The organism is Kribbella sp. CA-253562, assembly GCF_050942265.1.
GTDB lineage: Bacteria > Actinomycetota > Actinomycetes > Propionibacteriales > Kribbellaceae > Kribbella.
In genome coordinates this window covers 5,608,879-5,635,846 of sequence record NZ_CP192049.1, presented here as the reverse complement: position 1 = coordinate 5,635,846, position 26,968 = coordinate 5,608,879, and the positions used below count along the sequence as shown (strand labels likewise).

General features: G+C 69.0%; 27 protein-coding genes. 16 read left to right on the top strand and 11 right to left on the bottom strand.

What is annotated here, in order from left to right:
• Window positions 1–17 precede the first annotated feature (17 nt).
• The 4 genes from ACQPXM_RS26575 to ACQPXM_RS26560 all read left to right on the top strand — a co-directional run bounded on the left by ACQPXM_RS26575 (window position 18) and on the right by ACQPXM_RS26560 (window position 5,243).
• On the top strand, window positions 18–1,214 hold the full coding sequence (locus tag ACQPXM_RS26575) for a CaiB/BaiF CoA transferase family protein (protein WP_432938135.1): 1,197 nt from the start codon (window positions 18–20) through the stop codon (window positions 1,212–1,214).
• The gene (locus tag ACQPXM_RS26570; RefSeq protein ID WP_432938133.1) at window positions 1,215–2,042 is read left to right on the top strand and encodes an HpcH/HpaI aldolase/citrate lyase family protein; all 828 of its coding nucleotides are present in this window, start codon (window positions 1,215–1,217) and stop codon (window positions 2,040–2,042) included. It begins immediately after the preceding gene.
• Between the two features lie 278 nt (window positions 2,043–2,320).
• Entirely contained in the window at window positions 2,321–3,907 is a 1,587-nt protein-coding gene (locus tag ACQPXM_RS26565) for a phytoene desaturase family protein (RefSeq protein WP_432938131.1), read from the top strand.
• A 73-nt stretch (window positions 3,908–3,980) separates the two neighbouring features.
• Window positions 3,981–5,243 carry an RNA polymerase sigma factor gene (locus ACQPXM_RS26560; protein ID WP_432938129.1) on the top strand — a complete coding sequence of 421 codons (1,263 nt, stop codon included), beginning with the start codon at window positions 3,981–3,983 and terminating at the stop codon, window positions 5,241–5,243.
• A 16-nt stretch (window positions 5,244–5,259) separates the two neighbouring features.
• Here the strand turns inward: ACQPXM_RS26560 and ACQPXM_RS26555 are convergent, their stop codons facing one another.
• From ACQPXM_RS26555 to ACQPXM_RS26545, 3 genes are read right to left on the bottom strand one after another with little or no spacing between them, the layout of a single operon-like run.
• Window positions 5,260–5,868 (bottom strand): hypothetical protein, encoded by a 609-nt coding sequence (locus tag ACQPXM_RS26555; RefSeq protein WP_432938127.1) that lies wholly within the window; start codon window positions 5,866–5,868, stop codon window positions 5,260–5,262.
• A gap of 29 nt (window positions 5,869–5,897) precedes the next feature.
• Window positions 5,898–6,821, bottom strand: coding sequence for an MFS transporter (locus tag ACQPXM_RS26550; RefSeq protein WP_432938125.1), 924 nt, complete (start codon window positions 6,819–6,821; stop codon window positions 5,898–5,900).
• Window positions 6,818–7,261: a hypothetical protein gene (locus tag ACQPXM_RS26545; protein WP_432938123.1), complete on the bottom strand. Its 444-nt coding sequence runs from the start codon at window positions 7,259–7,261 to the stop codon at window positions 6,818–6,820. Before ACQPXM_RS26545 ends, ACQPXM_RS26550 begins: the two co-directional genes overlap by 4 nt.
• A 119-nt stretch (window positions 7,262–7,380) precedes the next feature.
• On the opposite strand from ACQPXM_RS26545, the gene ACQPXM_RS26540 reads away from it, so the two are divergent.
• The 3 genes from ACQPXM_RS26540 to ACQPXM_RS26530 are packed head-to-tail and all read left to right on the top strand — an operon-like array spanning window position 7,381 to window position 11,187.
• Window positions 7,381–8,601, top strand: coding sequence for an alpha/beta hydrolase fold domain-containing protein (locus ACQPXM_RS26540; protein WP_432938122.1), 1,221 nt, complete (start codon window positions 7,381–7,383; stop codon window positions 8,599–8,601).
• Window positions 8,602–8,659: 58 nt separating this feature from the next.
• On the top strand, window positions 8,660–9,979 hold the full coding sequence (locus ACQPXM_RS26535; RefSeq protein ID WP_432938120.1) for an acyl-CoA dehydrogenase family protein: 1,320 nt from the start codon (window positions 8,660–8,662) through the stop codon (window positions 9,977–9,979).
• Window positions 9,979–11,187: an acyl-CoA dehydrogenase family protein gene (locus tag ACQPXM_RS26530; protein WP_432938118.1), complete on the top strand. Its 1,209-nt coding sequence runs from the start codon at window positions 9,979–9,981 to the stop codon at window positions 11,185–11,187. The genes ACQPXM_RS26535 and ACQPXM_RS26530 overlap by 1 nt, the downstream gene beginning before the upstream one ends.
• A gap of 92 nt (window positions 11,188–11,279) precedes the next feature.
• Here ACQPXM_RS26530 and ACQPXM_RS26525 read toward each other — a convergent pair whose 3' ends face one another.
• Complete coding sequence (locus ACQPXM_RS26525; RefSeq protein ID WP_432938116.1) at window positions 11,280–12,416, bottom strand: epoxide hydrolase family protein; 1,137 nt, start codon at window positions 12,414–12,416, stop codon at window positions 11,280–11,282.
• Window positions 12,417–12,501: 85 nt separating this feature from the next.
• Here ACQPXM_RS26525 and ACQPXM_RS26520 point away from each other — a divergent pair, with 85 nt between their 5' ends.
• The 9 genes from ACQPXM_RS26520 to ACQPXM_RS26480 all read left to right on the top strand — a co-directional run bounded on the left by ACQPXM_RS26520 (window position 12,502) and on the right by ACQPXM_RS26480 (window position 21,290).
• Window positions 12,502–13,026 (top strand): CGNR zinc finger domain-containing protein, encoded by a 525-nt coding sequence (locus ACQPXM_RS26520; RefSeq protein WP_432938114.1) that lies wholly within the window; start codon window positions 12,502–12,504, stop codon window positions 13,024–13,026.
• Between the two features lie 187 nt (window positions 13,027–13,213).
• Window positions 13,214–14,260 (top strand): LacI family DNA-binding transcriptional regulator, encoded by a 1,047-nt coding sequence (locus tag ACQPXM_RS26515; RefSeq protein WP_432938112.1) that lies wholly within the window; start codon window positions 13,214–13,216, stop codon window positions 14,258–14,260.
• 165 nt (window positions 14,261–14,425) lie between these two features.
• Entirely contained in the window at window positions 14,426–15,691 is a 1,266-nt protein-coding gene (locus ACQPXM_RS26510; protein ID WP_432938109.1) for an ABC transporter substrate-binding protein, read from the top strand.
• A gap of 4 nt (window positions 15,692–15,695) precedes the next feature.
• Window positions 15,696–16,616, top strand: a complete 921-nt coding sequence (locus ACQPXM_RS26505) for a carbohydrate ABC transporter permease (RefSeq protein ID WP_432938107.1) — start codon at window positions 15,696–15,698, stop codon at window positions 16,614–16,616.
• A gap of 101 nt (window positions 16,617–16,717) precedes the next feature.
• Window positions 16,718–17,515 carry a carbohydrate ABC transporter permease gene (locus tag ACQPXM_RS26500; RefSeq protein ID WP_432938105.1) on the top strand — a complete coding sequence of 266 codons (798 nt, stop codon included), beginning with the start codon at window positions 16,718–16,720 and terminating at the stop codon, window positions 17,513–17,515.
• A gap of 36 nt (window positions 17,516–17,551) precedes the next feature.
• Entirely contained in the window at window positions 17,552–18,649 is a 1,098-nt protein-coding gene (locus tag ACQPXM_RS26495; RefSeq protein WP_432938102.1) for a glycoside hydrolase family 172 protein, read from the top strand.
• Window positions 18,650–18,809: 160 nt separating this feature from the next.
• Window positions 18,810–19,643 (top strand): helix-turn-helix transcriptional regulator, encoded by an 834-nt coding sequence (locus tag ACQPXM_RS26490; RefSeq protein ID WP_432938099.1) that lies wholly within the window; start codon window positions 18,810–18,812, stop codon window positions 19,641–19,643.
• A gap of 105 nt (window positions 19,644–19,748) precedes the next feature.
• On the top strand, window positions 19,749–20,228 hold the full coding sequence (locus ACQPXM_RS26485) for a hypothetical protein (protein ID WP_432938097.1): 480 nt from the start codon (window positions 19,749–19,751) through the stop codon (window positions 20,226–20,228).
• 120 nt (window positions 20,229–20,348) lie between these two features.
• Window positions 20,349–21,290, top strand: a complete 942-nt coding sequence (locus tag ACQPXM_RS26480; protein WP_432938094.1) for an NADP-dependent oxidoreductase — start codon at window positions 20,349–20,351, stop codon at window positions 21,288–21,290.
• 129 nt (window positions 21,291–21,419) lie between these two features.
• Here the strand turns inward: ACQPXM_RS26480 and ACQPXM_RS26475 are convergent, their stop codons facing one another.
• The 7 genes from ACQPXM_RS26475 to ACQPXM_RS26445 form a co-directional block, all read right to left on the bottom strand.
• Window positions 21,420–22,259 carry an SGNH/GDSL hydrolase family protein gene (locus ACQPXM_RS26475; protein WP_432938092.1) on the bottom strand — a complete coding sequence of 280 codons (840 nt, stop codon included), beginning with the start codon at window positions 22,257–22,259 and terminating at the stop codon, window positions 21,420–21,422.
• Window positions 22,260–22,345: 86 nt separating this feature from the next.
• A complete protein-coding gene (locus ACQPXM_RS26470) occupies window positions 22,346–22,873 on the bottom strand; it encodes a sigma-70 family RNA polymerase sigma factor (protein WP_432938089.1) in 528 nt (175 codons plus the stop codon).
• A gap of 169 nt (window positions 22,874–23,042) precedes the next feature.
• Window positions 23,043–23,420, bottom strand: coding sequence for a hypothetical protein (locus ACQPXM_RS26465; protein WP_432938087.1), 378 nt, complete (start codon window positions 23,418–23,420; stop codon window positions 23,043–23,045).
• An 11-nt stretch (window positions 23,421–23,431) separates the two neighbouring features.
• Window positions 23,432–24,088, bottom strand: a complete 657-nt coding sequence (locus tag ACQPXM_RS26460; RefSeq protein WP_432938084.1) for an HD domain-containing protein — start codon at window positions 24,086–24,088, stop codon at window positions 23,432–23,434.
• A gap of 83 nt (window positions 24,089–24,171) precedes the next feature.
• Window positions 24,172–25,137 (bottom strand): GlxA family transcriptional regulator, encoded by a 966-nt coding sequence (locus tag ACQPXM_RS26455; protein ID WP_432938081.1) that lies wholly within the window; start codon window positions 25,135–25,137, stop codon window positions 24,172–24,174.
• Window positions 25,138–25,176: 39 nt separating this feature from the next.
• Window positions 25,177–26,076 (bottom strand): AraC family transcriptional regulator N-terminal domain-containing protein, encoded by a 900-nt coding sequence (locus tag ACQPXM_RS26450; protein ID WP_432938079.1) that lies wholly within the window; start codon window positions 26,074–26,076, stop codon window positions 25,177–25,179.
• Between the two features lie 53 nt (window positions 26,077–26,129).
• The gene (locus ACQPXM_RS26445; RefSeq protein ID WP_432938076.1) at window positions 26,130–26,888 is read right to left on the bottom strand and encodes an SDR family NAD(P)-dependent oxidoreductase; all 759 of its coding nucleotides are present in this window, start codon (window positions 26,886–26,888) and stop codon (window positions 26,130–26,132) included.
• Window positions 26,889–26,968: the final 80 nt, after the last annotated feature.

Genomic DNA, 26,968 nt, shown 5'->3' with positions numbered 1-26,968 from the left:
CGGTGCCGGGTGGGAGTGTGCCCGCGGGGCGGGCGGCACCGCTGGCCGGGATCAGGGTGGTGGAGGCGGCGACGCTGTTCGCCGGTCCGCTCGCGGCGACCTTCCTCGGCGACTTCGGGGCCGACGTCACCAAGATCGAGCACCCCGCGCGCCCGGACGCGGCGCGCGGGCACGGTGCTTCGAAAGACGGCGTGGGGTTGTGGTTCAAGACCCTGGGTCGGAACAAGCGACTCGCGACCCTCGACCTGTCCCGCGGCCGCGACGTCTTTCTCGAGCTGATCCGCGAGCAGGACGTCCTGGTGGAGAACTTCCGCCCGGGCACGCTCGAGCGGTGGGGCCTCGGTCCCGACGTGCTGCTCGAGGCGAATCCGCGCCTGGTGATCGCCCGCGTCACCGCGTTCGGCCAGGTCGGCCCGTGGTCGAGCCGGCCGGGCTTCGGCTCGCTGGCCGAAGCGATGAGCGGGTTCGCGGCCGTCACCGGTGAGCCCGACGGTCCACCGACCCTGCCGCCGTTCGGTCTGGCCGACGGGATCACCGCGCTCGCCACCGCGTACGCCGTACTGGTTGCCCTGCGCGAGCGGGACCGGTCGGGGCAGGGACAGGTGATCGACATGGCGATCATCGAGCCGATCCTGATGATGCTCGGCGGGCAGATCACGGCGTACCAGCAGACCGGGTACGTCCAGCCGCGGCTCGGCAACCGCTCGTCGAACAACGCTCCGCGCAACGTCTACCAGACCTCCGACGGCCGCTGGGTCGCCGTCTCCACCAGCTCGCAGAGCATCGCCGAGCGCGTGGTCACGCTGGTCGGTCGCCCGGATCTGGTCGCACAGCCGTGGTTCGGCACCGGTCGCGAGCGCGCTCAGCACGCCGACGAGCTGGACGAGGCAGTCGGATCCTGGATCGGAGAGCGCTCTCTGGACGAGGTCATGCTCGCCTTCGAAAAGGCCGAGGCGGCCGTCGGCCCGGTCCACGACATCCGCGGCATCGTCGAGGACCCGCAGTACGCCGCGCTCGGCACGATCGTCGAGGTCGACGACGAGGAGCTCGGCGGCCCGGTCGCGATGCAGAACGTGCTGTTCCGGCTGTCCGACACCCCGGGCCAGATCCGTTGGGCCGGCCGTCCGCACGGCGCCGACACCGACGCGGTGCTGGCCGAGATCGGCATCACCCCGGAGCAACTCGCCGCGCTGCGCGAGTCGGGAGTGGTCTGAGTGCTGACCGCTCTGTACGTGCCGGCCAACCGGCCGGACCGCTTCGCGAAGGCCGTTGCCGCGGGCCCCGACCTGGTGGTCTTCGACCTCGAGGACGCCGTACCGGTGGACGACAAGGCGGACGCTCGGGGCTGGGCCGTGGCGTGGATCGCGGCGCGGGCTTCGACGGCGTTCGAGGTGCGGGTGAACGCGCCCGGCACGCCGTGGATCGAGGACGATCTCGCCGCGCTGGCGGCCGTTCCGGATGTGCGGGTTCGACTCCCGAAGGTGGAGAGCGCGGCGGACGTTCACGCCGTCCTGGATCAGGTGCCTTTGGCAAGGATCACCGCCCTGATCGAGTCGCCGCTCGGCCTCGAACGAGCCTTCGAGATCGCGTCGGCCGATCCCCGCGTCGTCGCGGTCGCCCTCGGCGAAGCCGACCTCTCCGGCGCCCTCGGCGTCGACGGCCCCGAAGGCCTCGCCTGGGCCCGCGGGCGACTGGTCTCGGCGTCGCGCGCCGCCGGCCTCGGCGCCCCGATGATGTCGGTCTACCCGTACGTCAACGACGAGCAAGGCCTCCGTCGTACCAGCCTCGAAGGCCGCAAACTCGGCTTCGTCGGCCGCACCGCGATCCACCCACGCCAGCTCGCGCCGATCGTCGAGTCCTTCACCCCCACCGCGAACCAACTCGCCGACGCGGCCAACCTGCTCGCCGCGGTGGAGAAGGCCGGCGTCGCCGAGGGTGGCGTCATCGTGCTGCCCGACGGCCGCATGGTCGACCCCGCGATGCTCGCCCGAGCCCGCGAACTGACCACGCTCATGCAACACATCGAGTCCCGCCAGAGCTGACATCGAGTCCCGCCAGAGCTGACACCGCGACAGACCGCGGTCCGGCCTCCGACCGCGCGGACTGGTCGATCACGCCGGCCGGGCGCGAACGTGCCGGTCAGGCGCGGACCTGCACCACCCACCAACCACCGTTCACCACAGCCCTGCGGGGCCGGCTGAGCGTGACTCGCCGGATCCGGCGGTGCTTGGTGGGTGGTGCGCGTCCGCCTCGGTCTGGTGTGCTCAAAGTCGCGAGGTGGGCTGCGGGGTAGGGCGACGGGATGGCTTAGGGTCGAAGCATGCTTCCTCGTAGGGTGGATGCCGTCGTCATCGGGTCGGGTCCGAACGGGATGGTCAGTGCGGTCGAGCTGGCCGATGCCGGGTGGGACGTGCTGGTGCTCGAGGCGGCGGACACCTTCGGGGGTGCGGTGCGGTCGACCGTCGCGGACGGCTGGGTGAGTGATCGGTTCAGCTCGAACTACCCGTTGGGCGTGGCGTCGCCGGTGTTTCGGGCGCTGGAGCTGGAGAAGTTCGGGCTGAAGTGGACGCATGCGCCGCTGGCCCTCGCGCACCTGCTCGACCCGGAAACCTCCGTCGCGATCCACCCGGACCCCATCGACACCGCCGCCTCCGTCGCGCGTCACCACCCCGCCGATGGCGACGCGTGGCTGGATCTGTACTCCAAGTACGTGGGCATCCGGGAGCCGTTCCTGCAGTCGCTCCTGACCAGGTGGCCGCCTGTGCTGCCCGCCGCGCGGTTGGCCCGGCGGCTGGGATCGGCCGGTGAGCTGGTCCGGTTCGCGCGGTTCATGGCGATGCCGATGCACCGGATGGCGCAGGAGCTGTTCGAAGGGCCCGGCGGTCGCGCACTGCTCGCCGGGAACTCGTTCCACGCCGACGCGCCGCTCACCGGATCGGTCAGCGGCACGATGGGCTGGCTGCTCGCGATGCTGGCGCAGGACGTCGGTTACCCGGTCGCGGAAGGCGGTTCGAGCGCATTGTCGAACGCGCTGCGCCTCCGCGCCGAACGCGCCGGCGCCCTCTTCGTCGCCGGTACCCCGGTCACCGGCATCGAGCTGACCGCCGGCCGTGCGAGCGCCGTCCGCACCGCCTCGGGCGAACGCATCGCGGTGAGCCGGGCCGTGATCGGCGACGTCTCCGCGACCACCCTGTACGACGTACTGTTGCCCGAGGCAAGTGTCCCGGGTGGGCTGCGACGGGATCTCGAGCGGTTCGAGTGGGACTACCCGACGGTGAAGGTCAACTACCGGTTGAGCGGCCCGATCCCGTGGAACTCCGACGACGCGCGCGTGGCCGGAGTGGTCCACCTCGGCGGAACCGCCGACGACCTCGTCCATCTGTCCGCGGATCTGGACACGGGACGGTTGCCGTTGGAGCCGTTCATGCTGATCGGGCAGACCACCAAGGCCGACCCGAGCCGCTCGCCGGAGGGGACCGAGGCGGTCTGGGCGTACTCGCACCTGCCGCGCGGCATCGCCGACGACGCCGCCGCGGAGAAGCTGGGCGACCTGATGGACCGGCACATCGAGCGCTACGCACCCGGCTTCTCCGAAGTCGTGATCGACCGCGACCTGCAACGCCCCAGCGACTTCGTCGGCCAGAACGCGTCGCTCGGCCTCGGCGCGCTCGGCGGCGGCACCGCGCAGCTCCATCAGCAGCTCATCTTCCGCCCCACCGTCGGTCTCGGCAGCCCGCGCACGTACGTCACCGGCCTCTACCTCGGCAGCTCCGCGATCCACCCCGGCCCCGGCGTCCACGGCGCCTGCGGCCACCTGGCCGCCCGCACCGCCCTCCGCGACGCCTCGTTCCTGGGTCCGGTCACGCGAGCCCTCCCGACCGCGGCCCTCCGTCGCCTCCAAGGCTGAACGACGGCGCGACCGGCCGGTTGCAGGTGGTCGAAGGTTGGTGTGTGAGCCGGGGGAGAGGCAGGGTGGGCCCATGAGTGGAAGCGATGGGCGGATCGAGCAGTCGCTGCGCGAGCTGACTCCGCAGGTGCTCGGCTTCCTGACCAGGCGCTACGGGCAGTTCGACCTCTGCGAGGACGCCGTGCAGGAGGCCCTGCTGGCGGCGGCGACGCAGTGGCCGACTGACGGCGTACCGGCGAACCCGCGAGGCTGGTTGATCACCGTCGCGACCCGGCGGCTGACCGACCAGTTCCGCAGCGAGAGTGCGCGGCGCAAGCGCGAGGACTCCGTCGCGGCGATGGCCGGTCCGGACGAGCTGGTTGCGCCCGGCGCCGACCAGGACCAGCCGGCCGAAGGTGACGACACGCTGACGCTGTTGTTCCTGTGCTGCCATCCGGCGGTGACACCGGCTTCGCAGGTCGCGTTGACGCTGCGCGCGGTCGGCGGTCTCAGTACGGCGGAGATCGCGCGCGCGTTCATGGTGCCTGAGGCAACGATGGCGCCGCGGATCAGCCGGGCGAAGAAGAGCATCAAGGCGGCCGGGAGCCGCTTCGTGCTGCCGCCCGAGGAGGAGCGGGCCGACCGGCTGCGCGTCGTCCTGCAGGTGCTCTACCTGATCTTCAACGAGGGCTACACCGCCAGCTCCGGCGACCAGCTGCAGCGGGTCGAGCTGACCGCGGAGGCGATCCGGCTGACCCGGATGCTGCGGGAGTCCCTGCCCGATGAGGGCGAGGTCGCCGGTCTGCTCGCGCTGATGCTGCTCACGGACGCCCGCCGGGCGGCGCGGACCACCGAGGACGGCGGGCTGATCCCGATCGACGAGCAGGACCGCTCACTGTGGAACCGCGAGTCCATCGAGGAGGGCGCGGCCCTGACGCTCGAGACGCTGGCGAAAGGAGAAGTCGGCCCGTACCAGCTGCAGGCCGCGATCGCCGCCGTGCACGCCGAGGCGCCGACGGCCGACGAGACCGACTGGCCGCAGATCCTCGCGCTCTACCGGCTGCTGGAAAAGCTCGCGCCGAACCCGATGGTCACGCTCAACCGCGCGATCGCGCTCGCCCAGGTCGAAGGGCCCCGGGCCGGGCTCGACCTGCTCGCGACGCTCGACGACGACAAGCACCTGGCCGACAACCACCGGCTGGACGCCGTCCGGGCCCACCTGCTAGAGCGAGCCGGCGACCTCGCCGCGGCCCGGGAACACTTCCTCGCAGCGGCCCGCCGTACGACGAGCCTGCCGGAACAGCGCTACCTCACGGCGAAAGCCGCCGGGATCTCCACCGAGACCACCGACGGCTGACGCCCGGACAACCCACTCAGACCGGTTCGGCTGCCCGCTCCGGGACCGCCGGCTCCGAAACCGAAGCCCCGGCCGGCTCCGGCGTGGTCCGCAGCCGGATCGCGGCCATCACCGCACAGCCCACGAAAACGACCGCACCGACCACCGCGACCGTGTCGAGCCCGGTCGTGAAGGCCGCCTTCGCCGCCGACGCCAAGTCCTCACCCAGCTGTCCAGGCAACTGACCTGCCGCCGCAACGGCCGCGGTGACGCTCTGCCTCGCCTGCTCCGCAACGCCGTCCGGCACACCGGCGGGCACCTCGAGACTCCGCTGGTAGGCGAACGTACCCAGGCTGCCCAGCATCGCGACGCCCAACGCGATCCCGCCTTCCCCGCTGGTCTCGTTCAGCGACGCCGCCGACCCCGCCCGCTCCGGCGGAGTCGCCGCCATGATCAGGTTCATCGTCAGTGTCATCGGCAGGCCCATCCCGAACGACGTCACGACCAGTCCGGCCACCAGCACGCCGAGCCCGCCGCTGCTGTCCGCCAGCGTCACGATCAGTAGCCCCGCGGCACAGACCAGCAGCCCGGCCGCGACCACCGTCGAGGTCTGCCGGCGCTGAGCGATCCGCGGCGCCAGGCTCATCCCGGCGATCATCGCGACGTTGGACGGGATCAGCCAGAGCCGGCGTCCAGTGGCGACAGTCCCTCGACCACCTGCAGGAACAGTGCCGCCTGGAAGGCGATCCCGGCCATCACCACGCCACTGGCGAGCATCACGCCCAGCGCCGGAGTGAACCGGGGCAGCCGGAACAGTCCGAGGTCCAGCAGCGGGTGCTCCAGCCGCTGCTGGCGCCGTACGAAGGCCACGCCGAGCAGGCCGCCGACCACGATGGCCACCGCAGGCGTGACCGCCCAGCCGGACCGAGCCAGTTCCTTCAGCCCCCAGATCACCGGCAGGATCGTCGCGAGCGACAACGCCACGCTGGCCAGGTCGATCCGGCCGGCGTCCGGGTCGCGGTACTCCGGCAGCAGCACCGGACCGAGGATCATCAGCAGCACCATCACCGGTACGCCGAGCAGGAACGCCGAGCCCCACCAGAAGTGCTCCAGCATCACCCCACCGACCACCGGGCCGAGCAGCATGCCGCCCATGAAGCAGCTGAACCACAGCCCGAGCGCCTGTCCCATCTGCTGCGGGTCGCGGAACATGTTGCGGATCAGCGCCATCGTCGACGGCATCAGCGTCGCCCCGGCGACGCCGAGCAGTGCCCGGGTGCCGATCAGCATCTCCGGACTGCTGGACCAGGCCGCGAGCACCGAAGCCATGCCGAACGCGCCCGCACCGATCAGCAGCAGCTTGCGCCGGCCGATCCGGTCGCCGAGCGTGCCCATGGTGACCAGGAAGCCGGCCAGCAGGAACGAGTAGATGTCCAGGATCCAGAGCTGCTGGGTGCTGTCCGCGCCCAGGTCGGCGCTCAGCTTCGGCAGCGCCAGGTAGAGCACGCTGACGTCGAGCGACAGCAGCAGGGTCGGCAGGGCCAGTACGGCCAGTCCGATCCACTCCCGCCGGGTCGCCCGCGGAGATGTCTCACTCATCGGTTCGTCCTTTCCAAGGTGGTGGCCAGGTCGGTCAGTAGGAGGAGTTCCGGCCAGCCCTCGTCTCCGGCGATCCGACTCACCTCGGTCGCCAGTACGAGGCCGTCGCCGCGGCCGGAGATCAGGAGCCGGGCCGGATCGGCTTCCAGCTCGGTCGCGTGGTCAGCGGCCCAGCCGACGATCGCCTGTGCGTCGGCGAGCGCCACGTCGTACGGCGAGGTGGAGGGGCCGGCCAGGATGACCAGTCCGCCGCGCAGGCAGAGCTGCCGGCACTCCGGGTCGGGATCGGTGGCCTCCGACCCGGCGAAATAGATCAGCAGGGGAGGCGGTGGCCGGCCCGGTCCGCTGCCGGGCGGCCAGTAGATGCGGGCCCAGATCGGACCGGTGGTGCCGCGCAGCTGGACCGCCGCGCGACGGGTGAACGGTGGTGAGGAGGTCATGCCGAAACCGTCGCAGTGCGCACCGGTGCAAGGGAAAGGCCGATCGTGCATGGCGGTCGTGCGGCAACGGCATGACCGAACGACGGACCGGCAGCCCGCTTCGGGGTCAGAATGTCGGCATGAGCGAGAGCAACGAGTCTGCCGACGTCCTGGCGCTGTCCAACACCCCGGACGCGATCGAGCTGCGGCACCTGCGGGCGTTCGTCGCTGTCGCGGAGGAGCTGAACTTCGGCCGCGCCGCGAGCCGGCTCTACCTGTCGCAACCGGCGCTGAGCCGCCAGATCCGTGCGCTGGAACGACTGCTGGGGTGTGACCTGCTCCGGCGCTCGACCCACCGGGTGGAGCTCACGCTGGCCGGTGAGGCGCTGCTGGATCGCACCCGGACGCTGCTGGCCGACCTGGACAGCGCACTGGTGACGGCGCGATCGGTCGGGGGTGAGCTGGTCGGACGAGCGAACCGCATGTGGGCGCCAGTGGCGACCGGTCGCTCGGATCGCGGGCAGGAGAGCTTGACCAGCCTGCGTTCGGCGTACGAGCAGATGCTGGCGCAGGCGCCGGTGCCGCCTGATGTTGTCGTGGTCCCGCTGACGTGCGGCGGCGTACCGGCTTTGCAGGTGGCCGCTGACGCGTCCCGTCCGCCGAGGGTGCTGCACCTGCACGGCGGAGGCTTCGTGATGGGCTCGGCGTACGGGTATCGCGGGTTCGCGGGGGCCCTGGCGACGAGCATCGGGAGCGGCGTACTGGTCCCGGACTATCGGCTGGCGCCCGAGCATCCCTACCCGGCTGCGGTCGACGACGCGGTGAGCGCCTATCTGTGGATGCTGGAGCAGGTGCCGGCCGACCAGTTGATCGTCTCCGGCGACTCCGGGGGAGGAGCTCTGGCGTTGTCGCTCCTGCTGGCCCTGCGCGACCGCGGCCATCCGATGCCGGCCGGCGCCGTGTTGCTGTGTCCCGGCGTCGACATGACCGAGATCGTCGAGGGTACGTCGCCGCTGGCCGAGCACGAGAACTTCGGCATGCTGGCGCAGTGCGTCGAGTGGTACGTCGCCGGGCAGCCGACCGACGATCCGCTGCTCGACCCGATGAACGCCGACCTGGCCGGGCTTCCGCCGATGCTGATCCAGCTCGCCAGCGGTGATCCGGTCGCGGTGGGAGCGCGGCAGTTGGCCGAGCGGGCGGAGCAGCAAGGTGTCCAAGTGACGATGGAGCTGTACGCCGTGGAGACGCACATCTTCCAGCTGTTCTGGTCGTTCCTGCCCGAGGCGCAGCAGGCGATGGCCAAGGTGGGTGAGTTCACCGAGCGGCTGCTCGGGCCGGGGAAGGTCAGCAGGACTGTCTGAGCGGGTTGGCCGGGCGGCGAGCGTGACTTGAGTTGTAACTTCGGTTTACAGTGACCGGATGGCGAGTGACCAAGCGGTACGCACCGGGCGGGACGCGATCGGGTACGGCGTCGCGTTGCTCAACAAGCTGGCCAGGTCGCGGGCGATCGACCGGCTCGGACTGCGCAAGCAGACCGAGCGGGTGGTGTTCGAGGCGACCCGAACGGGATTCCGCACGGCCGGCGCGCTGACCAGGAGCTTCTCGGCCGCGACGAGGTTGATCGCCCCGGCCCGGCTGCCGTCCGCGCGGGGGAGCGGACGGTTCGACCTGACGCCGACCGACGACCAGCAGATGGTCGTCGGCGTGGTGACCGAGTTCGCCGCGGAGGTGCTGCGGCCGGGCGCCGCGGACGCCAACACCGCGTGCACGACCGACCCGAAGGTGCTGGAGCAGTCCGCCGAGCTGGGACTGAGCCTGATCGAGGTGCCGGAGGAACTCGGCGGGATCGTCACCGAGCGGTCGGCGATGACCGGCGTCCTGGTGGCCGAGGCGATGGCGCACGGCGACATGGGCCAGGCAGTCGCGTGCCTCGCGCCGGCCGCGGTCAGTACGGCGATCTCGCTGTGGGGCGACGAGACCCAGCAGGCGACGTACCTGCCGGCCTTCACGGGCGAGAACGTGCCCGCGGCCGCGCTGGCGATCGTCGAGCCCCGGCCGTTGTTCGATCCGTTCACGCTGAAGACCCGCGCGACCGGGCAACGGACCGGCCACCTGCTGAACGGCGTGAAGTCGCTCGTCCCGCGGGGTGCTGAGGCCGAGGTGTTCGTGATCGCGGCCCAGTTGGAGGACCAGGGACCGGCGTTGTTCCTGGTCGAGTCGGACCATCCTGGCGTGACCATCGAAGCCGAGCCGTCGATGGGACTGCGGGCGGCCTCGCTCAGCCGGGTGATGCTCGAGGACGTACCGGCGGTGCAGCTCGGGACGTTGGCGGACTACGCCGACTGCGTGCGGCTGTCGCGGCTCGGCTGGTGTGCGTTGAGCCTCGGCACGGCGAAAGCGGTGCTCGACTACGTCACGCCGTACGTGAACGAGCGGACGGCGTTCGGGGAGCCGATCAGCCATCGGCAATCGGTCGCGTTCATGGTGGCGAACATCGCGATCGAGCTGGAAGGCATGCGGCTGGTCACCTACCGGGCCGGATCGCGTGCGGAACAAGGGCTTCCGTATGCGCGAGAGGTCGCGCTGGCGCGACGGCTGTGCACGGACAAGGGGATGCGGATCGGGACCGACGGTGTCCAGCTGCTCGGTGGGCACGGGTTCGTCAAGGAGCACCCGGTCGAGCGGTGGTACCGCGACCTGCGGGCCGTCGGCGTGATGGAAGGTGCGGTGCTGGTCTGATGATCAATCTCGAGGTTCCCCGCAAGTTCCGTGCCTTCGTCAACCAGGCGCACCAGGTCGCGGTCGAGATGCTGCGCCCGAACTCGCGTCGCTACGACCTGGCCGAGCACGAGTACCCGAAGGAGCTCGACCTGCTGGCCGCTCTCGTCGACGGCCTGGGCGCGAGCGGGACCGGGTCGGGCGCGGGGGCGAGCGGCGTACGGCGTACTGAGGGTGACGACTCCAAGGTCAAGAACGGGTCCAACCTGTCGTCGGTGCTGTCGATCATGGAGATGTGCTGGGGCGACGTCGGGCTGCTGCTGTCGATGCCGCGGCAGGGGCTCGGCAACTCGGCGATCGCGTCGGTCGCCTCCGACGAGCAGTTGCGCCGCTTCGACGGGGTGTGGGCAGCGATGGCGATCACCGAGCCCGGCTGCGGTTCCGACTCGGCGAACATCCAGACGACGGCCCGCCGCGACGGCGACCACTACGTGCTCGACGGGGAGAAGATCTTCGTCACCGCCGGCGCACGCTGCGACGCGGTGGTCGTGTGGGCCACCGTCGACAAATCGATGGGCCGGGCGGCGATCAAGTCGTTCGTCGTACCGAAGGAGACGCCCGGGCTGACGGTCGAGCGGGTCGAGCACAAGCTCGGCATCCGGTCGTCCGACACCGCCACCATCCGCCTGACCAACTGCCGGGTGCCCGCCGAGAACCTTCTGGGCTCGCCGGAAGTCGACCCCGACAAGGGTTTCGCGGGCGTCATGCAGACCTTCGACAACACCCGGCCACTGGTCGCCTCGATGGCGGTCGGTTGCGCCCGGGCGTCCCTGGAACTCACCCGCGAATTGCTGTCGGAGGCCGGCGTCGACATCGACTACGACCGGCCCACCCACCTCCAGCCGTCCGCGGCCGCGACGTACCTGGAGCTGGAGGCGGACTACGAATCCGCCTACCTGTTGACTCTCCAGGCCGCCTGGATGGCGGACAACGCCCGCCCGAACTCCCTGCAAGCCTCCATGGCGAAAGCCAAAGCCGGCCGCGCCGCCAACGACATCACCCTGCGCTGCGTGGAGCTCGCCGGCTCCCTCGGCTACTCCGAACACCACCTGCTGGAGAAGTGGGCCAGAGACTCGAAGATCTTGGACATCTTCGAGGGGACGCAGCAGATCCAGCAGCTGATCGTCGCCCGCAGGCTGCTCGGGAAGACCTCAGCGGAGTTGAAATAGCTGTGTGGATCACCGGAACATGACTGTTCCGCCAGTACGTCGTACAAGAGCACCGATCCGAGAGGTTTGGCCTCGTCCGGTGGCCGCGGACGTCAGGCCAGTTCGGAGAAGAAGGCGGTGAGGTCGTCGGCGAGCAGGCCTGGTTCCTCGCGGGCGGCGAAGTGTCCTCCGCGGGGCATGGTGGTGTAGCGGATGAGGTTGTAGGTGCGCTCGACCCACTCGCGGGGCGGTCGGCCTCCGAGGTCGTGGGGAAAGACTGCGACCGCGGTCGGCACCTCGACCCGTTCGGCGGCCGGTCTGATTCCTTGGCCCCGCTCGTAGTACGGCCGGAACGAGGTCGAGATCGTGTTGGTGAACCAGTACAGCGACGCCTGGGTCAGCAGGAAGTCGTCGCCGAAGCGGCCGGCTGGGTCGCCGTCGCAGTCGCTCCAGGCGCGGTACTTCTCGAGAATCCACGCGAGCAGGCCCGATGGGGAGTCGGACAGTCCCTGGGCGAGGGTGAGCGGGCGGGTCTCCTGCTGATGGGAGTAGCCGCGTTCGGTGTCGAACCACGCCTTCTCCGCCGCGAGATAAGCGCGTTCGTCGTCGGTCAGACCTGGCTGGTCGTAGCTTTGCGGTCCAGCGACGTCCAGGAGATGGACGCCGGCCACCGCTTCCGGGTGGGCCTGCGCGAGCAAGCTGGACTCACCTGAACCGAGGTCGGAGCCGTGTACGCCGTACCGCTCGAAACCGAGGATGTCGTGCATGAGCCGGTGCCAGATCTCGTGGGTCAGCGGGGCCTGGTCGAGGGTGGGCCGCTGCGGAGAGAATCCGAACCCGGGCAGGCTCGGGACGACCACCGTGAACGAGTTCTCGGCGCTGCCGCCGTAGCGCGAGGGCGAGGACAACCGGTCGGCCAGCTCGGTCAGTTCGAGGAACGAACTGGGCCAGCCGTTGGCCAGCAGGAGCGGAAGCGCCCCGTCGCGCTCGGCGTCGAAACGCAAGTAGTGAACGGACGTGTCGCCGACATCGGCGAACTCGGACGGCAGGGCGTTGATCGCCGCTTCGTGCTCACGCCAGTCGTACGCCGTGGACCAGTAGCCGACCAGTCGACGCAACTCGTCGCCGTCGGTACCGGCTTTCCAGGCGTCGACCGGCCATGGCTTCGCCCACCGCGTCCCGCGCAGACGTGCGCGGAGGTCGTCGAGGTCGGCGTCGGACACGGTGAGTACCTGTTGAGAGCTGGGCATTGGCTGAATCCCTTCCATCGACACCATTGAAAGCTAACAGCGGTGTCGCTCACGTGCAACACCAGTAACTATGTATAGTGGTGTCGTGCACGGGTTGGATTTGATCGCCGAGTTCCTCAACACGGTCGACCAGCGATCGTTCAGCCGACATGGCGTGAGCCATGCCGGCGGCGAGCGGCTGGCGTCGCCGGGCGACTTGGCGGACTGGCTGGCGGAGTGCGCCATCCTCGCCGCCGATGACGAGTTGGGCCCCGAGGATCTGACGGACGCCATCGCCCTGCGTACGGCGCTGCGTCAGTCGCTCGCCGGTGAAATCGATGCCGCCACCGCCTTCGAGAACTACCCGCTGCAGCTCGCGCCCGACCGCTCAGGCGGACTGCGAATCGCCGCCCGGTCGGGAAGGCCCTGGCTCGACACCATCGTCGAGACCGTGGTCGTGGCCGTGGGCAACGGCGACTGGAACCGGGTCAAGCTCTGCGCAGCGCCGGACTGCCGCTGGGCTTTCCACGACACGTCGCGCAGCGGTCGAGGGCGCTGGTGCGACATGAACATCTGCGGCAACCGCCACAAGACCCGCATCTACCGCGAGCGCCGGCAGCACGCCGGATGATCCGGAAGGGGAATCCGTGGCCGACGACCGCGCTGCCCACTGGCGACGACCTGGTGGCCTGCCGGCTGTGGTTCGACTGCAGCCAGTAGTCAGGAGTGGGCGAGGTAACGAACTGGTCAAGGGCTTGCGTCAACGCGTTTGACGGGATGAACCTGCTTTCAAGGGTTCGACTTCAATCGTTTGACGGATGGTTTTCATGGTGACCTTGCGGGACATCGCGGAGCAGGTGGGAGTGTCGGTCTCCGCGGTGTCACTGGTGCTGAACGATCGCGGTCGTGGCCGGGTGCGCGCCGATGTCGCTCAGCGTATTCGCGAGGTGGCAGCGGAGTTGGGGTACATACCGAACCTGCTGGCGCGGGGTTTGAAGACGCGTCAGTCACTCACGATCGGGTTGATCTCCGATCGGGTCGCGTCGATTCCGTTCGCCGGTCAGATGCTGGCCGGTGCTCAGGTCGCGGCGTCCGAGCAGGACTACCTCCTGATGCTGATCGACACAGCGGGTGAGGCTCAGCTCGAAGGTCCCGCAGTACGAGCTCTGCTGCAGCGCAACATCGAGGGATTGATCATCGCGGCCGAGTTCCATCGCGACGTGGAGATTCCGCTGTTGCCTCTTTCGATTCCAGCCGTTGTCCTCGACGGTCGGCCCAACGATCCCTCCGCAGAAGTCGACTGGGTGGTCCCGGACGAGGTGGGCGGCGCGTATTCGGCGACGCGACATCTGGTCGAGGCCGGGCATCGCCGGATCGCCTTCTGCAACGTGGCCGACTCCATGTTCGTCGCCCGCGAGTTGCGCCGGGACGGTTACGAGAAGGCTCTCATTGAGGCCGGACTCGAAGTCGACCCGGCGCTGATCGTGGAGGCGGCCGATCCGAGCGCGGTGGCCGGCCGGGTTCCGGCCTGGGAGCTGCTGGGACGCCGTGATCGGCCGACGGCGGTGTTCTGTTTCTCGGACCAGATCGCGTTGGGTTTCTACCAAGTCGCCCAGCAGATCGGTCTGCGCATCCCCGATGACTTGTCGGTGATCGGTTTCGACAATCAGCAGTTCATCGCAGACAGCCTTCTGCCCGGACTGAGCAGCATCCAGCTACCTCATCGAGCGATGGGCGTGTGGGCGGCCAAACAGGCCATCGCCCGCAGCCGGGACAGCTCCGAATCGGCACCGGCCCACAGGCTGATGCCTTGCCCCCTGATCGAGAGATCCTCCGTCGCGCCACCGGCGCGCGGCATCCGCTGAACAACGACTGACATCCACCGCCGCGTCCCGACGTACGGCGTTGGGTCACGCACGCCTGGCGTCGCTTCGGCGCGCCCACTTCGTACATCACCTCGGCCCGGAGCGTCGGGCCGACAGCTGAAGGAGCCTGCCTTGAAACCATGGAGATCCGCTACCGCAGCAGTTATGACCACGGCGCTCGCCGCAGTCATGTTGACCGCGTGCGGCGGCAGCGAAGCCGGTGATTCCGGCACGACGTTCACGATCGTCCAGTACGAGAATCCGACCAGCGCTCAGGGCCAGGGCTGGCAGAAGGCGCTGGAGATCTTCAGGGCCAAGCATCCGGACGTGACGGTCGAGTTCCAGCAGACGAGTTTCGACGCCTTCCGCCAGAACGCGAAGATCACCTTGTCCGGTAACGACGTACCGGACGTGGTCGAGTTCAACAAGGGCAACGCCGACGGTGGTCAGCTCGCGGCGCAGGGGTTGCTGGAGCCGCTCACGGAGCAGGCCGGCAAGTTGGGCTGGGACCAGAAGGTGACCGGCTCGATGGCGGCGTTCGCGAAGTACGACGAGGAGGGCCGGGCCGGCTCGGGGGAGTGGTACGGCGTACCGAACATCGGTGAGTACGTGATGTTCTACTACAACAAGGCCAAGTTCCAGCAGGCCGGCATCACCAAGCTGCCGACGACGCTCGCGGAGTTCGAGGCCGCGATGGACAAGCTCAAGGCGGCCGGCGAGCTGCCGATCTCGAGCTCGGCGAACACCAGCCAGGGCTTCAACCAGATGTGGATCTGGTATTCGCTGGTTTCGGCCAACGCGTCGCGCCAGCAGATCGACGACTTCATGTTCGTCCGGAATCCCGTCGACTTCCACAGCGGTCCGTGGCGGCAGGGCACCGAGAAGTTCCAGGACTGGATCGACAAGGGATACGTCGGTAGCAAGCTCGGCGGTCTGTCGTTCGAGCAGGCCACGGTCAACTTCCTCAGCGGCAAGGCTGCGATGCTGATCTGGAACAACGGCGAGTTCGCCAGGATCCGCAAGGATGCCAAGTTCGACTGGGGTTACTTCACGCTTCCCGGCGCCGGGCTGTCGATGGGTTCGTCGGGCCATCTGTGGGGTGTTCCGGCCAAGGCCGACAACAAGGACCTGGCCTACGACTGGATCAACACCACCCTCAGCCCCGAGGTGCAGAACGTCATCGGCCAGCAGGGCGGCCTGCCGCTGGCCGGGGACACCAGCAAGATCACCGACCGGACCACCCGCGAATTCACCCAGCGCTTCGACCAACTGGTGAAGGCCGACACGCTGTCGTTCTATCCGGACTATCCCGTCCCCGGGTTCCTCGACTTCATCCAGAACCACATGCAGGCCATGTCGAACCGCAACGAGAAGGCTTCTGGGTACCTCGACGCACTGCAGAAGTTCTACGAAAGCGGCAGTGGGCGGTGACGCCTTGAGGAGGACCGTACGCCGGAAGCCGGCCGGCGCCGGTGGCTACTGGTGGTACCTGCTACCGATCGCGATCGGGTTCACGGCGATCGTCGCGGTGCCCTTCGTCGCCAACGTCTTCTTCAGCCTGTTCCGCTGGAAAGGCGGGATGGCGCCGATGCGGTGGAACGGTCTGGGCAACTATGCCGATCTCTTGCACGACGAGAGTTTCTGGCTCTCGTTCCGCAACTCGGTGTTCATGATCGTGGCGATCGTGGTCGTTCCCACCGTCATCGGCATCCTGCTGGCCGCCATGTTGGTCGACTATCTCGGCAAGAAGTTCGGGGCCCGGGCCGCAAGCTTCCTGCGAGCGACCTACTACCTGCCCCAGATCCTGCCGATCGCGGTCGCGGGCTTCATCTGGAGCTGGATCCTCGACCCGGGCAGCGGATCGATCAACACCTTCCTGAGGTCGATCGGTGTCGCGGATCCACCGGACTGGCTGGGCAGCCCTGACCTCGCGCTCTACTCGGTGATGATCATGCTGGTCTGGCTGCAGATCGGTTATCCGCTGGTCATCTTCATGGCGGCGCTGTCCCGAGTGGATCCCGAACTCTACGAGGCCGCGTCCCTGGATGCGGCCGGCTGGTGGCAGCAGTTCCGCGCCATCACCTTGCCCACCGTCCGGCCGGAGATCTTCATCGTCGTGCTGACCGCCACCGTCGCGGCGCTGAAGGTGTTCGCGCCGATCCTGATCCTGACCGGTGGCGGTCCCGAGGGTTCGACGATCGTGCCCTCGTACTACGCCTACCGGAACTTCTTCGAGCTGTCCCAGGTGGGGTACGGCTCGACCATCGCCACCGTCATGTCGATCGTCATCTTCGGGGTCGCCGCGGTGATGCTCGGCTGGCAACGACGGTCCGATAGAGCTGAGGGTGTGCGATGAGCGTCGAGACAACTGCAGCCAGCGCCGTGGTACCAGAGCGTGTATCGCCGCCGCCGGACAGGCACCGGAGCAAACCCCGGCGGTCGGCGACGGCCTGGTTGGTGCTCGGTCTCGCGGCGGTGTTCGCCGTCGTGATGGCCTCGCCCTTCCTCCTGATGGTGCTCAACGCCTTCAAGTCCGGCGAGGACTACTCGTCCCGGGGACCGATCGCCGTGCCGACGACGTTCAGTTTCCAGGCGTTCACCGACTACCTCTCGATCGTGGACTTCCCGGTCGCGTTGGGGAACTCGATCCTGATCTCCACCGTGGTCGCGTTCGCCGGTGTCGCCCTGAGCCTGATCAGCGCGTATCCCATCGGTGTCGGACGGGTCAGGGGCAGCGGGCTGATCCTGGCCGCGTTGCTGTTGTCGACGATGCTTCCGCACGAGGCGCTGATCTATCCGTTGTTCTACGGGGCGCAGGCGACGCACACGTTCAACACCGTCTGGTCGGTGATCATCGTGTTCGTCGTTCTGCAAGGGGCGTTCGGGACGTATCTGCTGGCCAGCGTGCTGGGCACCGTGCCGAAAGAACTGATCGAGGCGGCCGAGATCGACGGGGCCGGCCGCTGGCAGATCCTCTGGCGGATCCTGCTTCCGGTGCTGATGCCGACGCTGTCGGTCCTGCTGGTGTTCTTCTTCATCTGGACCTGGAACGAGTTCTACATCCCGGTCGTGCTGCTGTCCGACCAGTCCTCCCAGACCGTTCCGATCGCTCTGTCGACGTTGCGGGGCCAGCACTCCATCGACATCACCGTGCTGAACGCCGGGTCGTTGCTGTCGCTGCTGCCGACGCTTGTCTTCTTCCTGATCTTCCAGCGCACCCTGAACCGCGGCGTGACCGCCGGTGCCGTGAAGTGAACGCCGATCGTCCAACCGTGAAAGGAAATCCCCTCCTTGTTCCCCATCCTGAGCGTCCCTGTCCGGACGGACGGCGTACGGAGCCGATCCATCAACGCCGAGAACCCGACCGGAGCCTCCGGGGCCGCGGGCCAGGCGGCGTCCGCCCTCGGCCCCGGGCGCAAGGGGTCGGCCTACCTGCCCCTGCCGGCCGGTGAAACGCTCACCCTGGCAGAGATCGAGGGCCCGGGCGTGATCCGCCACCTGTGGCTGACCGTTGCCGACCGCACCGATCGCGGCCCGTTCGTACTACGAGATCTGGTCCTGCGCGCGTACTGGGACGGCTCGCCCACGCCGTCGGTCGAAGTGCCACTCGGCGACTTCTTCTGCAACGGGTTCGCGACCCGGGCCCTCGTCACCTCGGCTCCGATCGTGGTCGCCCCCACCGGCGGCATGAACTGCTACTTCCCGATGCCCTTTCGTGCCGGGGCTCGCCTCACTCTCGAGAGCCAGCATGCCGGTGACCTCCCGCACGTGTTCTTCCAGGTCGACTACACGACCGGTGACGACCTCCCCGCCGGTACGCCGTACTTCCACGCCCAGTGGCGACGGTCGAACGCGACGACGCCGCTGGGCGAGGACCACGTGATCCTCGACCACGTGACGGGTCGAGGGACGTACGTCGGGACGTATGTCGCGCTCGCTTCCCTGCACCGGTACTGGTGGGGTGAGGGCGAGGTCAAGTTCTTCATTGATGACGACCACCTGTTCCCAACCCTGTGCAGCACCGGACTCGAGGACTATGCGGGCGGCGCCTGGGCCTTCCAGGACGAACTACGCACCGCCCCCGAACCGGAGATCCTGACCTTCAGCGCGCCGTACTGCGGCTACCCGTTCCACTCCAACCGCGACCGGAGCAAGGCCTCGCCGTTCTCCACCGAGATGCCGCCCATGCACGGTCTGTACCGCTGGCATCTGCCCGACCCCATCCACTTCGACCGACGACTCAAGGTGACCCTTCAGCAGATCGGCGCCTGGGATCACGGCTTGTTCGAGCGCCAGGACGACATCGCCACCACGGCGTACTGGTACCAGACCGTCCCGCATAACCCCTTTCCAGTGTTACCGGCACCAGAAGAGCGCTGGCCACGCTGAGCCCGCTGGCCCAACGTGCTCTTGAAGCACTCGCTCGCGGACAACTTCGAATTCAAAGCAGGTACGATCGCGGGGTGAGGGAAGCGGCGCCAGGCCCGAGCTCCCGCTCGGCCACGCCTCGCGCCCGGCGCAACCGGACCGGCTGAGGCAGGGGAGAGCGATGGACCGCGCGTTGCTGGCGGACTTTCTCCGGGCTCGCCGGGCGGCGCTGCAGCCGGAGGAAGTAGGGCTGCCGCGGGGTGCCCGGCGTCGTACCGGTGGGCTGCGGCGCGAGGAGGTCGCGGTGCTGGCGGGCGTGTCGGCTGACTACTACAGCCGGCTCGAGCAGACGCGCGGCCCGATGCCGTCGGAGCAGGTCCTGGCTGCTGTGGCCGGGGCGTTGCGGCTCAGCCCGAGTGAGCGGGAACACCTGTTCGCCCTTGGTGGGCACGCGGCTCCGCGGCGTACCCTGCCGGACGACCGGGTCGGTCTGGCGATCAGGACGATCGCGGAGCAGCTTTCAAACACGCCCGCGATCGTGTTCTCGCGGTTCGGTGAGGCGTTGCTGCAGACTCCGGCGGCGATCGCGCTGTTCGGTGACTACACCCGGTACGACGGCCTGTCGCGCTACCTGGTCTATCGCTGGTTCACCGACCCGTCCCAGCGGGCCATCTATCCGCCCGAGGATCATGACCTGCGCGCCCGGGTCTTCGTCGTGGACCTGCGGGCGGCGTACACGACCGATCCGGCGGGCACCGCCGGGGAGATCGTCGACGGGCTGCTGGCGGTCAGCCCCGAGTTCGCCGAGGTCTGGCGGCGGCACGAGGTGGACGTCACCCATCACCACGAGCTGAAACGCTACCGGCACCCGGAACTGGGCGAGCTGGAGTTGTACAGCCGGCGGCTGGTGGATCCCGACGAGGGCCAGGATCTGCTGGTCTTCATGGCCGAACCCGGATCTCCGAGCGAGGCGAAGCTCCGGCGGCTGAACACGCTGACCGCCGGTGAGGCGTGAGCCGAGCCTGAATCTCGTATCCATGGTCTGTCATACCGTGGATGACGAGAACATTCACCCGCCTCCCGTTCTGCGCCACGCTTGAGTGGTCGAACCGGGAAGGCGGTGAGCACCGTGGATCGGGAAATACTGGCGCACTTTCTCCAGGGACGCCGTGACGAGGCGGCTCTCGGCCGGCCCGATCACCGAGCCAGCCCGGTCCTGGAGCTCGTCGTCGAGCACCTGCCGGAGTACCCCGCGACGGTGTTCTCCCGGTTCGGCGAGGTGTTGCTGCAGACCCGGCCGGCCATCGCTCTGTTCGGCGACTACACCCGGACCGGCGGATCGTCGCCTTTCCTGGTCGATCGCTGGTTGAGCGACCCGACGGCGCGTGAACGCTACCTCGTCGAGATGGGTGTCCCTGTTCGGGGCCGGCCAAGGTGTTATCGACATGTCGCGCTGGGCGGGTTGGCGCTGTACCGCCACCTGCTGGTCTGTCCGGTGGAGCGCCAGGCGTTGCTGGTCTTCGCGGCTGTCCCCGGTTCGGCCAGCCAGGCGAAGCTTCGTGCTCTGGCTGCCGGGAGCGACGAGGCCGGCCGGCGGTAACCCAGGCCGGTCGGGACGGCTACCACCCGCCGCATCAAATTTGCTTCGAATCCGAAGCGAACACGGCCCAGAAGTGCTTCGGAATCGAAGCATATGGGATTCACAGAAACGAGGCTCGTCATGAAGGCAGTGCGTTTTCACCAGTACGGCGCTCCCGAGGTCCTGCGCTACGAGGACGTGGACCAGCCGGTCCCCGGCGTCGGCGAGGTCCGGATCCGGGTGGCGGCGACGTCGTTCAACCCGGTCGAGGGCAACATTCGCGCCGGTGTCATGCAGGGCCCCATCCCGATCCAGCTGCCGCATACCCCCGGCCTCGACATCGCGGGCACGGTCGACGCGCTCGGCGAGGACGTGACCGGCTTCGGCATCGGTGACCGGGTCATCGGCGCCCTGCCGCTGACCAGCACCGGCGCGGCCGCCGAGTACGTCGTCGCCCCGGCCCAGATCCTGACGGCAGCCCCCACGAGCGTCCCGCTGGTGGACGCCGCCGGACTACCGCTGGTCGGGCTCACCGCATGGCAGGCGCTGTTCGACCACGCGAAACTGACCCGCGGCCAGCGGGTGCTGATCAACGGCGCGGGCGGTGTCGTCGGCGGCTACGCGGTGCAACTGGCCAAGAACGCCGGCGCGTATGTGATCGCCACGACCGGCCCGCGCAGCTTCGAGCCGGCGAAGATGGCCGGCGCCGACGAGATCTACGACCCGGGAATCCCGGAGCTGTCCGAGCCGGTCGACGTCGTACTCAACTTCGCCCCGATCCCCCCGGAGCAGATGGCCGCCCTCGCCGCGGTGATCCGGGACGGCGGCGTGCTGGTCAACACCACCGTATGGATGCCCGCGGCGTCCGACGAGGCCCGCGGCGTACGGGGAATCAATCTCTTCTTCCGTCCCGATGCCGAACAGCTCGCCCAGCTGGTGACCCTGGTCGACGCCGGCAAACTGCACCTCGGCGCGACCCGGCGAGTGCCGCTCGCCGAACTGGCGCAGGTGCACACCGAAGCCACCATCGCCCCGATCAACGGCAAGGTCGTCTTCTTCGCCCCGAGCGCCATCCTCGACTAGAGGACGGCATGAGGGTCCGGTGCCTCGCCTGGTCCGGCGAGGCACCGCGTGGTTCGGTGATAGTCAGCGCAGCCAGAAAAGCGCTGGACCATCGTGGTGCCGGACACACAGACGCAGTACGCCGTGACTTCAGTTCAGCAGGTCCTGGACGACCGGCCAGATGATGGTGGCCTGTTCGGCTTGGCCCGTTGTGTTGAGGTGGCTCCAGTCGGGGCCGAGGTTTTGCAGTTTGTCCTGGTAGGCGGCGCGGACGCCGCCGTCGGTGCGGCAGTGCTGGAACTCGCCGCAGACCCGGGCTTGTTCTGCCTCGTACGCCTCGATGATCGCGGTGAGCGCCTGGAAGTGTGCGGGCACCAGCTCGCCGGCGGGGTTGTAGAAGTCGCAGATGCCGGAACCTGTCATGGCGGCCTTCGCGTTCGGCGTGTGGGACACGAGCTTCCGGACGAACGCGGGGTCGGGACGGCCTGCCTGACCGACGACGAGAATTCGTGAGTCGGGCGATTTCTGGGTGATGGCGTTCAGCGCGGCGCGGACGGACTGGCCGAACTCGGCGACGTGATCCTGGTCGGTGCCGTCGCAGCGGATGTCGTTGTCGATGGTGGCGATGATCACCAAGGCGGGCGCTGTCACCTGGGTGAGGGCACGCTCGGCCTGCGATTGCAGTTCGGAAGCGTGGGCGCCGCCGGAGGCTGTGTTCGCGACGTGGTCCTTGTGTTCGGGGTTTGCCGCGGTCAGGCGTAGGTAGATGCTGTTGACCTTGGGGTTGGTGCCAGTTGCCCAGGAGTTGTCGGCTGTGGGCTCTGCTGTGCCCTCGCCGGTGAGGCCGGAATGGCCGATCGCGACGATCCCGATCGGCTGAGGCTTGGCCGATGGCGCACTGGATGGCGGCTCCGCGCTGCAGGCCGCGAGCGCGCACAGGACGACGAGGATCCAGATCCCGCGTCGCGGCGTACCGGATGCTCCGGACATCGCGCCTCCTCGATCGCCGGCCTTGCGAGGAGCGTAACTCGGCGATGTCAGCGTGTAGAGGCCTCGAGTCAGCGGCGCGACGGATGTCAGGTGGAGACGCGCGGCCGGGGCGCCCGGTGGGCGAGGGTCATCCGCAGGTGGGCTCGGCCGCGGTGGACTCGGCTACCGACTGTGCCGACCTCGACGCCGAGGACCGCGGCGATCTGCTTGTACGACAGGGCTTCGATGTCGCGCAGGACGACGGCTGCGCGCAGTCGCGGGTCGAGTTCGGCCAGGGCGCCGCGGACGTCGGGGTCGAGGGTGTGGTGGTCGAAGACCTCCGCGGGGTCGAGGTTGTCGGCGGGGAGCCGGTGCTGGAGGTCGCTGGTGAGTTCGTCGAGGTGGAGGCGCCGGCGGTGGCGGATCTGGTCGAGGAACAGGTTCGTCGTGATGCGGTAGAGCCAGCCTTCGAAGGTGTTGGGCCGGTAGGTGTGCAGGTAGCGGAAGACCCGGACGAAAACGTCGTGGGTGAGGTCCTCCGCGTCGTGCCGGTTGCCGGTGAGGCGGTAGGCGAAGTGGTAGACCCGCGCCGAGTGGGTGCGGACGATCTCGTCCCAGGACTGCGGCTTGTCCATGACACACCTCTCGCGCTCCGTGGTGGCTGAATCCCGGCCGCTGGTGCTGCCGGCTCACCTTCCACGGTCCACGGTCCGGGCGCCGATCGCCCCCGGGATTCCCCCTGGTCGGCTGTCCCCGGGGTCGGCACGGGCCCACGAGTTCCCGGCCTGGGCCACCGCGCCGCGGTCAGGCGGCGGCGCGGTGGCAGACCCACCAGTGCATGTCGAGTGACTGCACCAGCTCGTGCAAGCGGTGGGCTTCGGCCGACTCGGCAGGCAACGAGATCAGGCGTCGGCGTGCTGCGTTGCCGAGCTGTTCCAGGGCTTGCTTGATCGCGACGAGTGGGGGTTGTTCAGGATGGGACGCGTCGGCGATCTCGCCGAGCGACAGGTCCACGGTGTCGGCGTGGTGCTGCAGATCGTCGGCGAGATAGGTGAGCCAGTCGCGCAGGGGGAGCGCGGTGCTGGGATCCGCCAGGGCGGCGGACTTGCGCGCGTACCGGGCCAGGTCGACCAATCGGTGCTGCAGGCTGAGGTCCCGGGGCGTGATCGTTGCCGTGTTCATCGGGTGTTCCTCTACTCCGGCCAGGCGGAGTTCTGGATGACGTCGACGAAGTCGATGTGGCGGTAGCCGGGCACGAAGTGCTCGAGGACGTCGGCGTTGACCGTTCCGAAGGTGGTGTCGGGGCGGTGCTTGAAGCCGTCGGTGAAGGCCTGGAGGATCTGCCGCTTGAAGTCCGGGCGGGGGTGAGCGGTGGTCACGGCGTCGATCTCGGCCTTCTGAAGGTTCGTCAGGCGCAGACCCAGTACGTCGGTCTCGACGCCGAACGTGGTGGCCGCGATCTCCGGCGCGAGCTTGTACGGGACCTCCGGGGTGGTGTGCAGCGCGATCGCGAGCCACACGGTTTGCGCGTCGGCTTCGGAACAGCCGTGGTCGAGCAGGAAGGCCCGGGCCTGGTCGGCGCCGTCGAGCTCGAAGCGCTGGTCGTCGCTGCGGTACGGCGGGACCAGGCCGGCGTCGTGGAACAGCGCCGCGACGTACAGCAGTTCGGGATCGGGGGTGATGCCGAGGGCGCGGGCCTGCAGGCTGCCGAACAGGAAGACGCGGCGGGAGTGGTGGAAGATCAGCGGGTTGGTGGTCTCGCGAATCAGCTCGGTGGCTTCGACGGCCAGCGGGCTGTCGGGGATCGTGATGCCTGCGATGGTGGTGTGGTTCGAGGTGGTCTGAGTCATGGCTCTACTGTGCGCGGGACACCACCTCCCGGGCCGCTACTGCTCGGCCAACAGTCCCTCAAATCCGGCCATCCGGCGCGAGGTCAGGCCTGATCGACGCGGCTGGTCCGGAACCGTTGCTGGTAGCGCGTCGGAGAGATCCCGAGATGCCGTGCGAACGCCCGTCGCAGGGCTTCGTAGCTGGGGAACCCGGCCGCCTCGGCGGCCTCGGTCGCGTTGCGCCCGGAGTCGAGCAGCGCCTTGGCCAGGTCGAAGCGGATCAGCTCGACGTACTTGGTCGGGGTGGTGTCCAGCTCGGCGCGGAACATCCGGGTCAGGTGCCGCTCGCTGACGTGGACCCGGTTGGCGAGCGCGGGCAGGCTGTGATCGGCGGCAGGATCCGCCTGCACGGCGTTCATCACCAGTCGCAGGACGGGAGTCTGCGGCACCGGGCCCTGCAGCGACGCGGAGAACTGCGACTGACCACCGGCGCGCTGCATGTAGACCACCAGCGACTGGGCCACGAGCCGGGTGATGTCGGGCCCGCGGTCCTCCTCGAGCAGAGCCAGCGCCAGGTCGATACCGGCCGTGACGCCGGCCGAACTGTACGTCGTACCGTCCCTGACGTAGATCGCGTCCGGCTCGACCTGGGTGGACGGATGCCGCCGGGCCAGCTCGGTGGTGTGCCGCCAGTGGGTGGTGGCGCGCTTGCCGTCGAGCAGCCCCGCGGCGCCGAGAATGAACGCGCCGGTGCAGATCGACGCGACCCGTCCGGCCCGCGCGGCCAAGGTCCGGGCCGCGTCCGCGAGGTCCTGATCGACAGGCCGCTGGGGGATCCGGTCCCCGCCGGCGATCAGAACGGTGTCGAAGGCAACGGACTCGCCGGCCGCCAGGTCGACCGGCACGGTCATCCCGATCGACGAACGGACCGCTTTCCCGTCGGCCGACACGATGCTCAGCCGGTAGTCCGCGCCGTGTTGGTTCGCCTCGCTGAACACCTCGGCCGGCCCGGACAGATCCAGCATCTTCAGGCCGTCGAAGACCAGGATGCCGATGTGATGGCCGCTCACGTTCACCTCAGTTCGCCCGCTCCGTGCTGCCGAAGCAGTCTAGGGCAGCGCCGAAGCCGGTACGGCGGGCTGCGCGCGAAGCTGGACGGCGTCCTGGCTCGGCGGCGTACCGAACATCCGGCGGTACTCGCGGCTGAACTGCGACGAGCTGTCGTACCCGACCGCGTGGCCGACTCCGGTGACGTCGGCGCCGCCACCGGCCAGCAGCAGCCGGGCTTCCTGCAGGCGGATGTGCTTCTGGAACCTGATCGGGCTCATCCCGGTGACGGCCTGGAAGTTGCGGTGGAACGCCGACACGCTCATGCCGGCCAGGTGGGCGAGCTGCTCGACCCGGAAGGGTTCGGCGTAGTTCTCGCGGATCCACCGCACGGTGCGGGTGATGTGGGTGAGGCTGCTGTCGGCCAGCCCGAGTTGCCGGATCGCCGGTCCCTGCGGGCCGGACAGCAGCCGCCAGAGGATCTCCCGTTTGATCATCGGCGCGAGGATCTTGCGGTCGCCGGGACGGTCCAGCAGGCGGAGCAGGCGCACGATGGCGTCGAGCAGTTCGGCCGGGGCGTCGGTGACCGCGACGCCTGCCTGTGGCGTGCGGGGTGCGGCCGGGAGATCGTCCGGGTCGGCGTCGAGCAGCAGGGCCGCGATGTCGGCGGGGTGTAGAGCCATGCCGAAGGCCAGCGTCGCCTGGCCGGTGTCCATCACCTGTCCCGTCCCGGGGAGATCGACGGACGTGACCAGATACTGGCCGGCGCGGTACTCGTACAGCCGCTCACCCAGCGCCAGGCGCTTGCCGCCCTGGGCGATGACCGCGAGCACGGTCCCGGACATCCCCGAGACCGGTGGGTCGGTGTGCTCGAACCTGCAGACCTGTACGTCGTCGATGGCCGTGCTCAGGTCGGGGCGGGCGTGCCGGTCCAGCAGCGCGCACATCTCCTCCAGCGGCATACGCCCAGTGGAGCATGTCGACGGCCGGGCGCGCCCACCCCGTCCCGTGCCCATCAGAGGTTCTGGCCGCCGGACACCTCGATGTCCTGTCCGGTGATCCAGCGGCCCTCGTCGCCGACCAGCACGGCGATCACCATGCCGATGTCGTCCGGCTGACCGATCCGTCCCAGCGCGAAGGTCCGGGCCAGCTCCGGGATGATCTCCGGATTCTTGGCGAACGCGTCGTCGGCGAAGCGGGTCTGCGTGGCGCCGGGCGCGACCGAGTTGACCCGGATGCCCCGGTGACCGAGTTCCTTGGCCTGGTACCGGCTGAGCACGACCATCGCGCCCTTCAGTGCCGCGTAGACGGAGTAGCCCGGTGCGGTCACGTGCGGCCGGGCCGCGCTGCTGGTGACGTTGACGATCGCGCCGCCGTCGGCGAGCAGCGGAAGCAGCGTCTGGGTGAGAAAGAACGGACCCTTGAACAGGCCACGGGTCAGCCGGTCGAACTCGTGCTCGCTGGTGTCCTCGATCATCCCCGCGCCGGCGAAGCCCGCGTTGTTGACCAGCTGGTCGACCGTCTCGCGCTGCCAGGTGTCGCGCAAGGCGGCCGCCACCGCATCGCGAAAGGCCGGGAAAGCGGCGGTGTCGTTGATGTCGAGGTGCAGTGCCACCGCGGTCCCGCCGGACTGCTCGATGCGGGCGACGGTCTCCTTGGCGCCCTGCGCGTTCGAGCTGTACGTCAGGATGACGCCGCTCCCGCGCTCGGCGAGCTGGATGGCCGCGCTCTGCCCGATGCCCGAACTGGCGCCGGTGACGACGGCTACCTTCATGATGTGCCTCCTGGCCGTGAGAATGTGACCCCTCAAGGCAACCAAGCCGGCACCGCCCGCGGACAGACCGATCCTCTTCG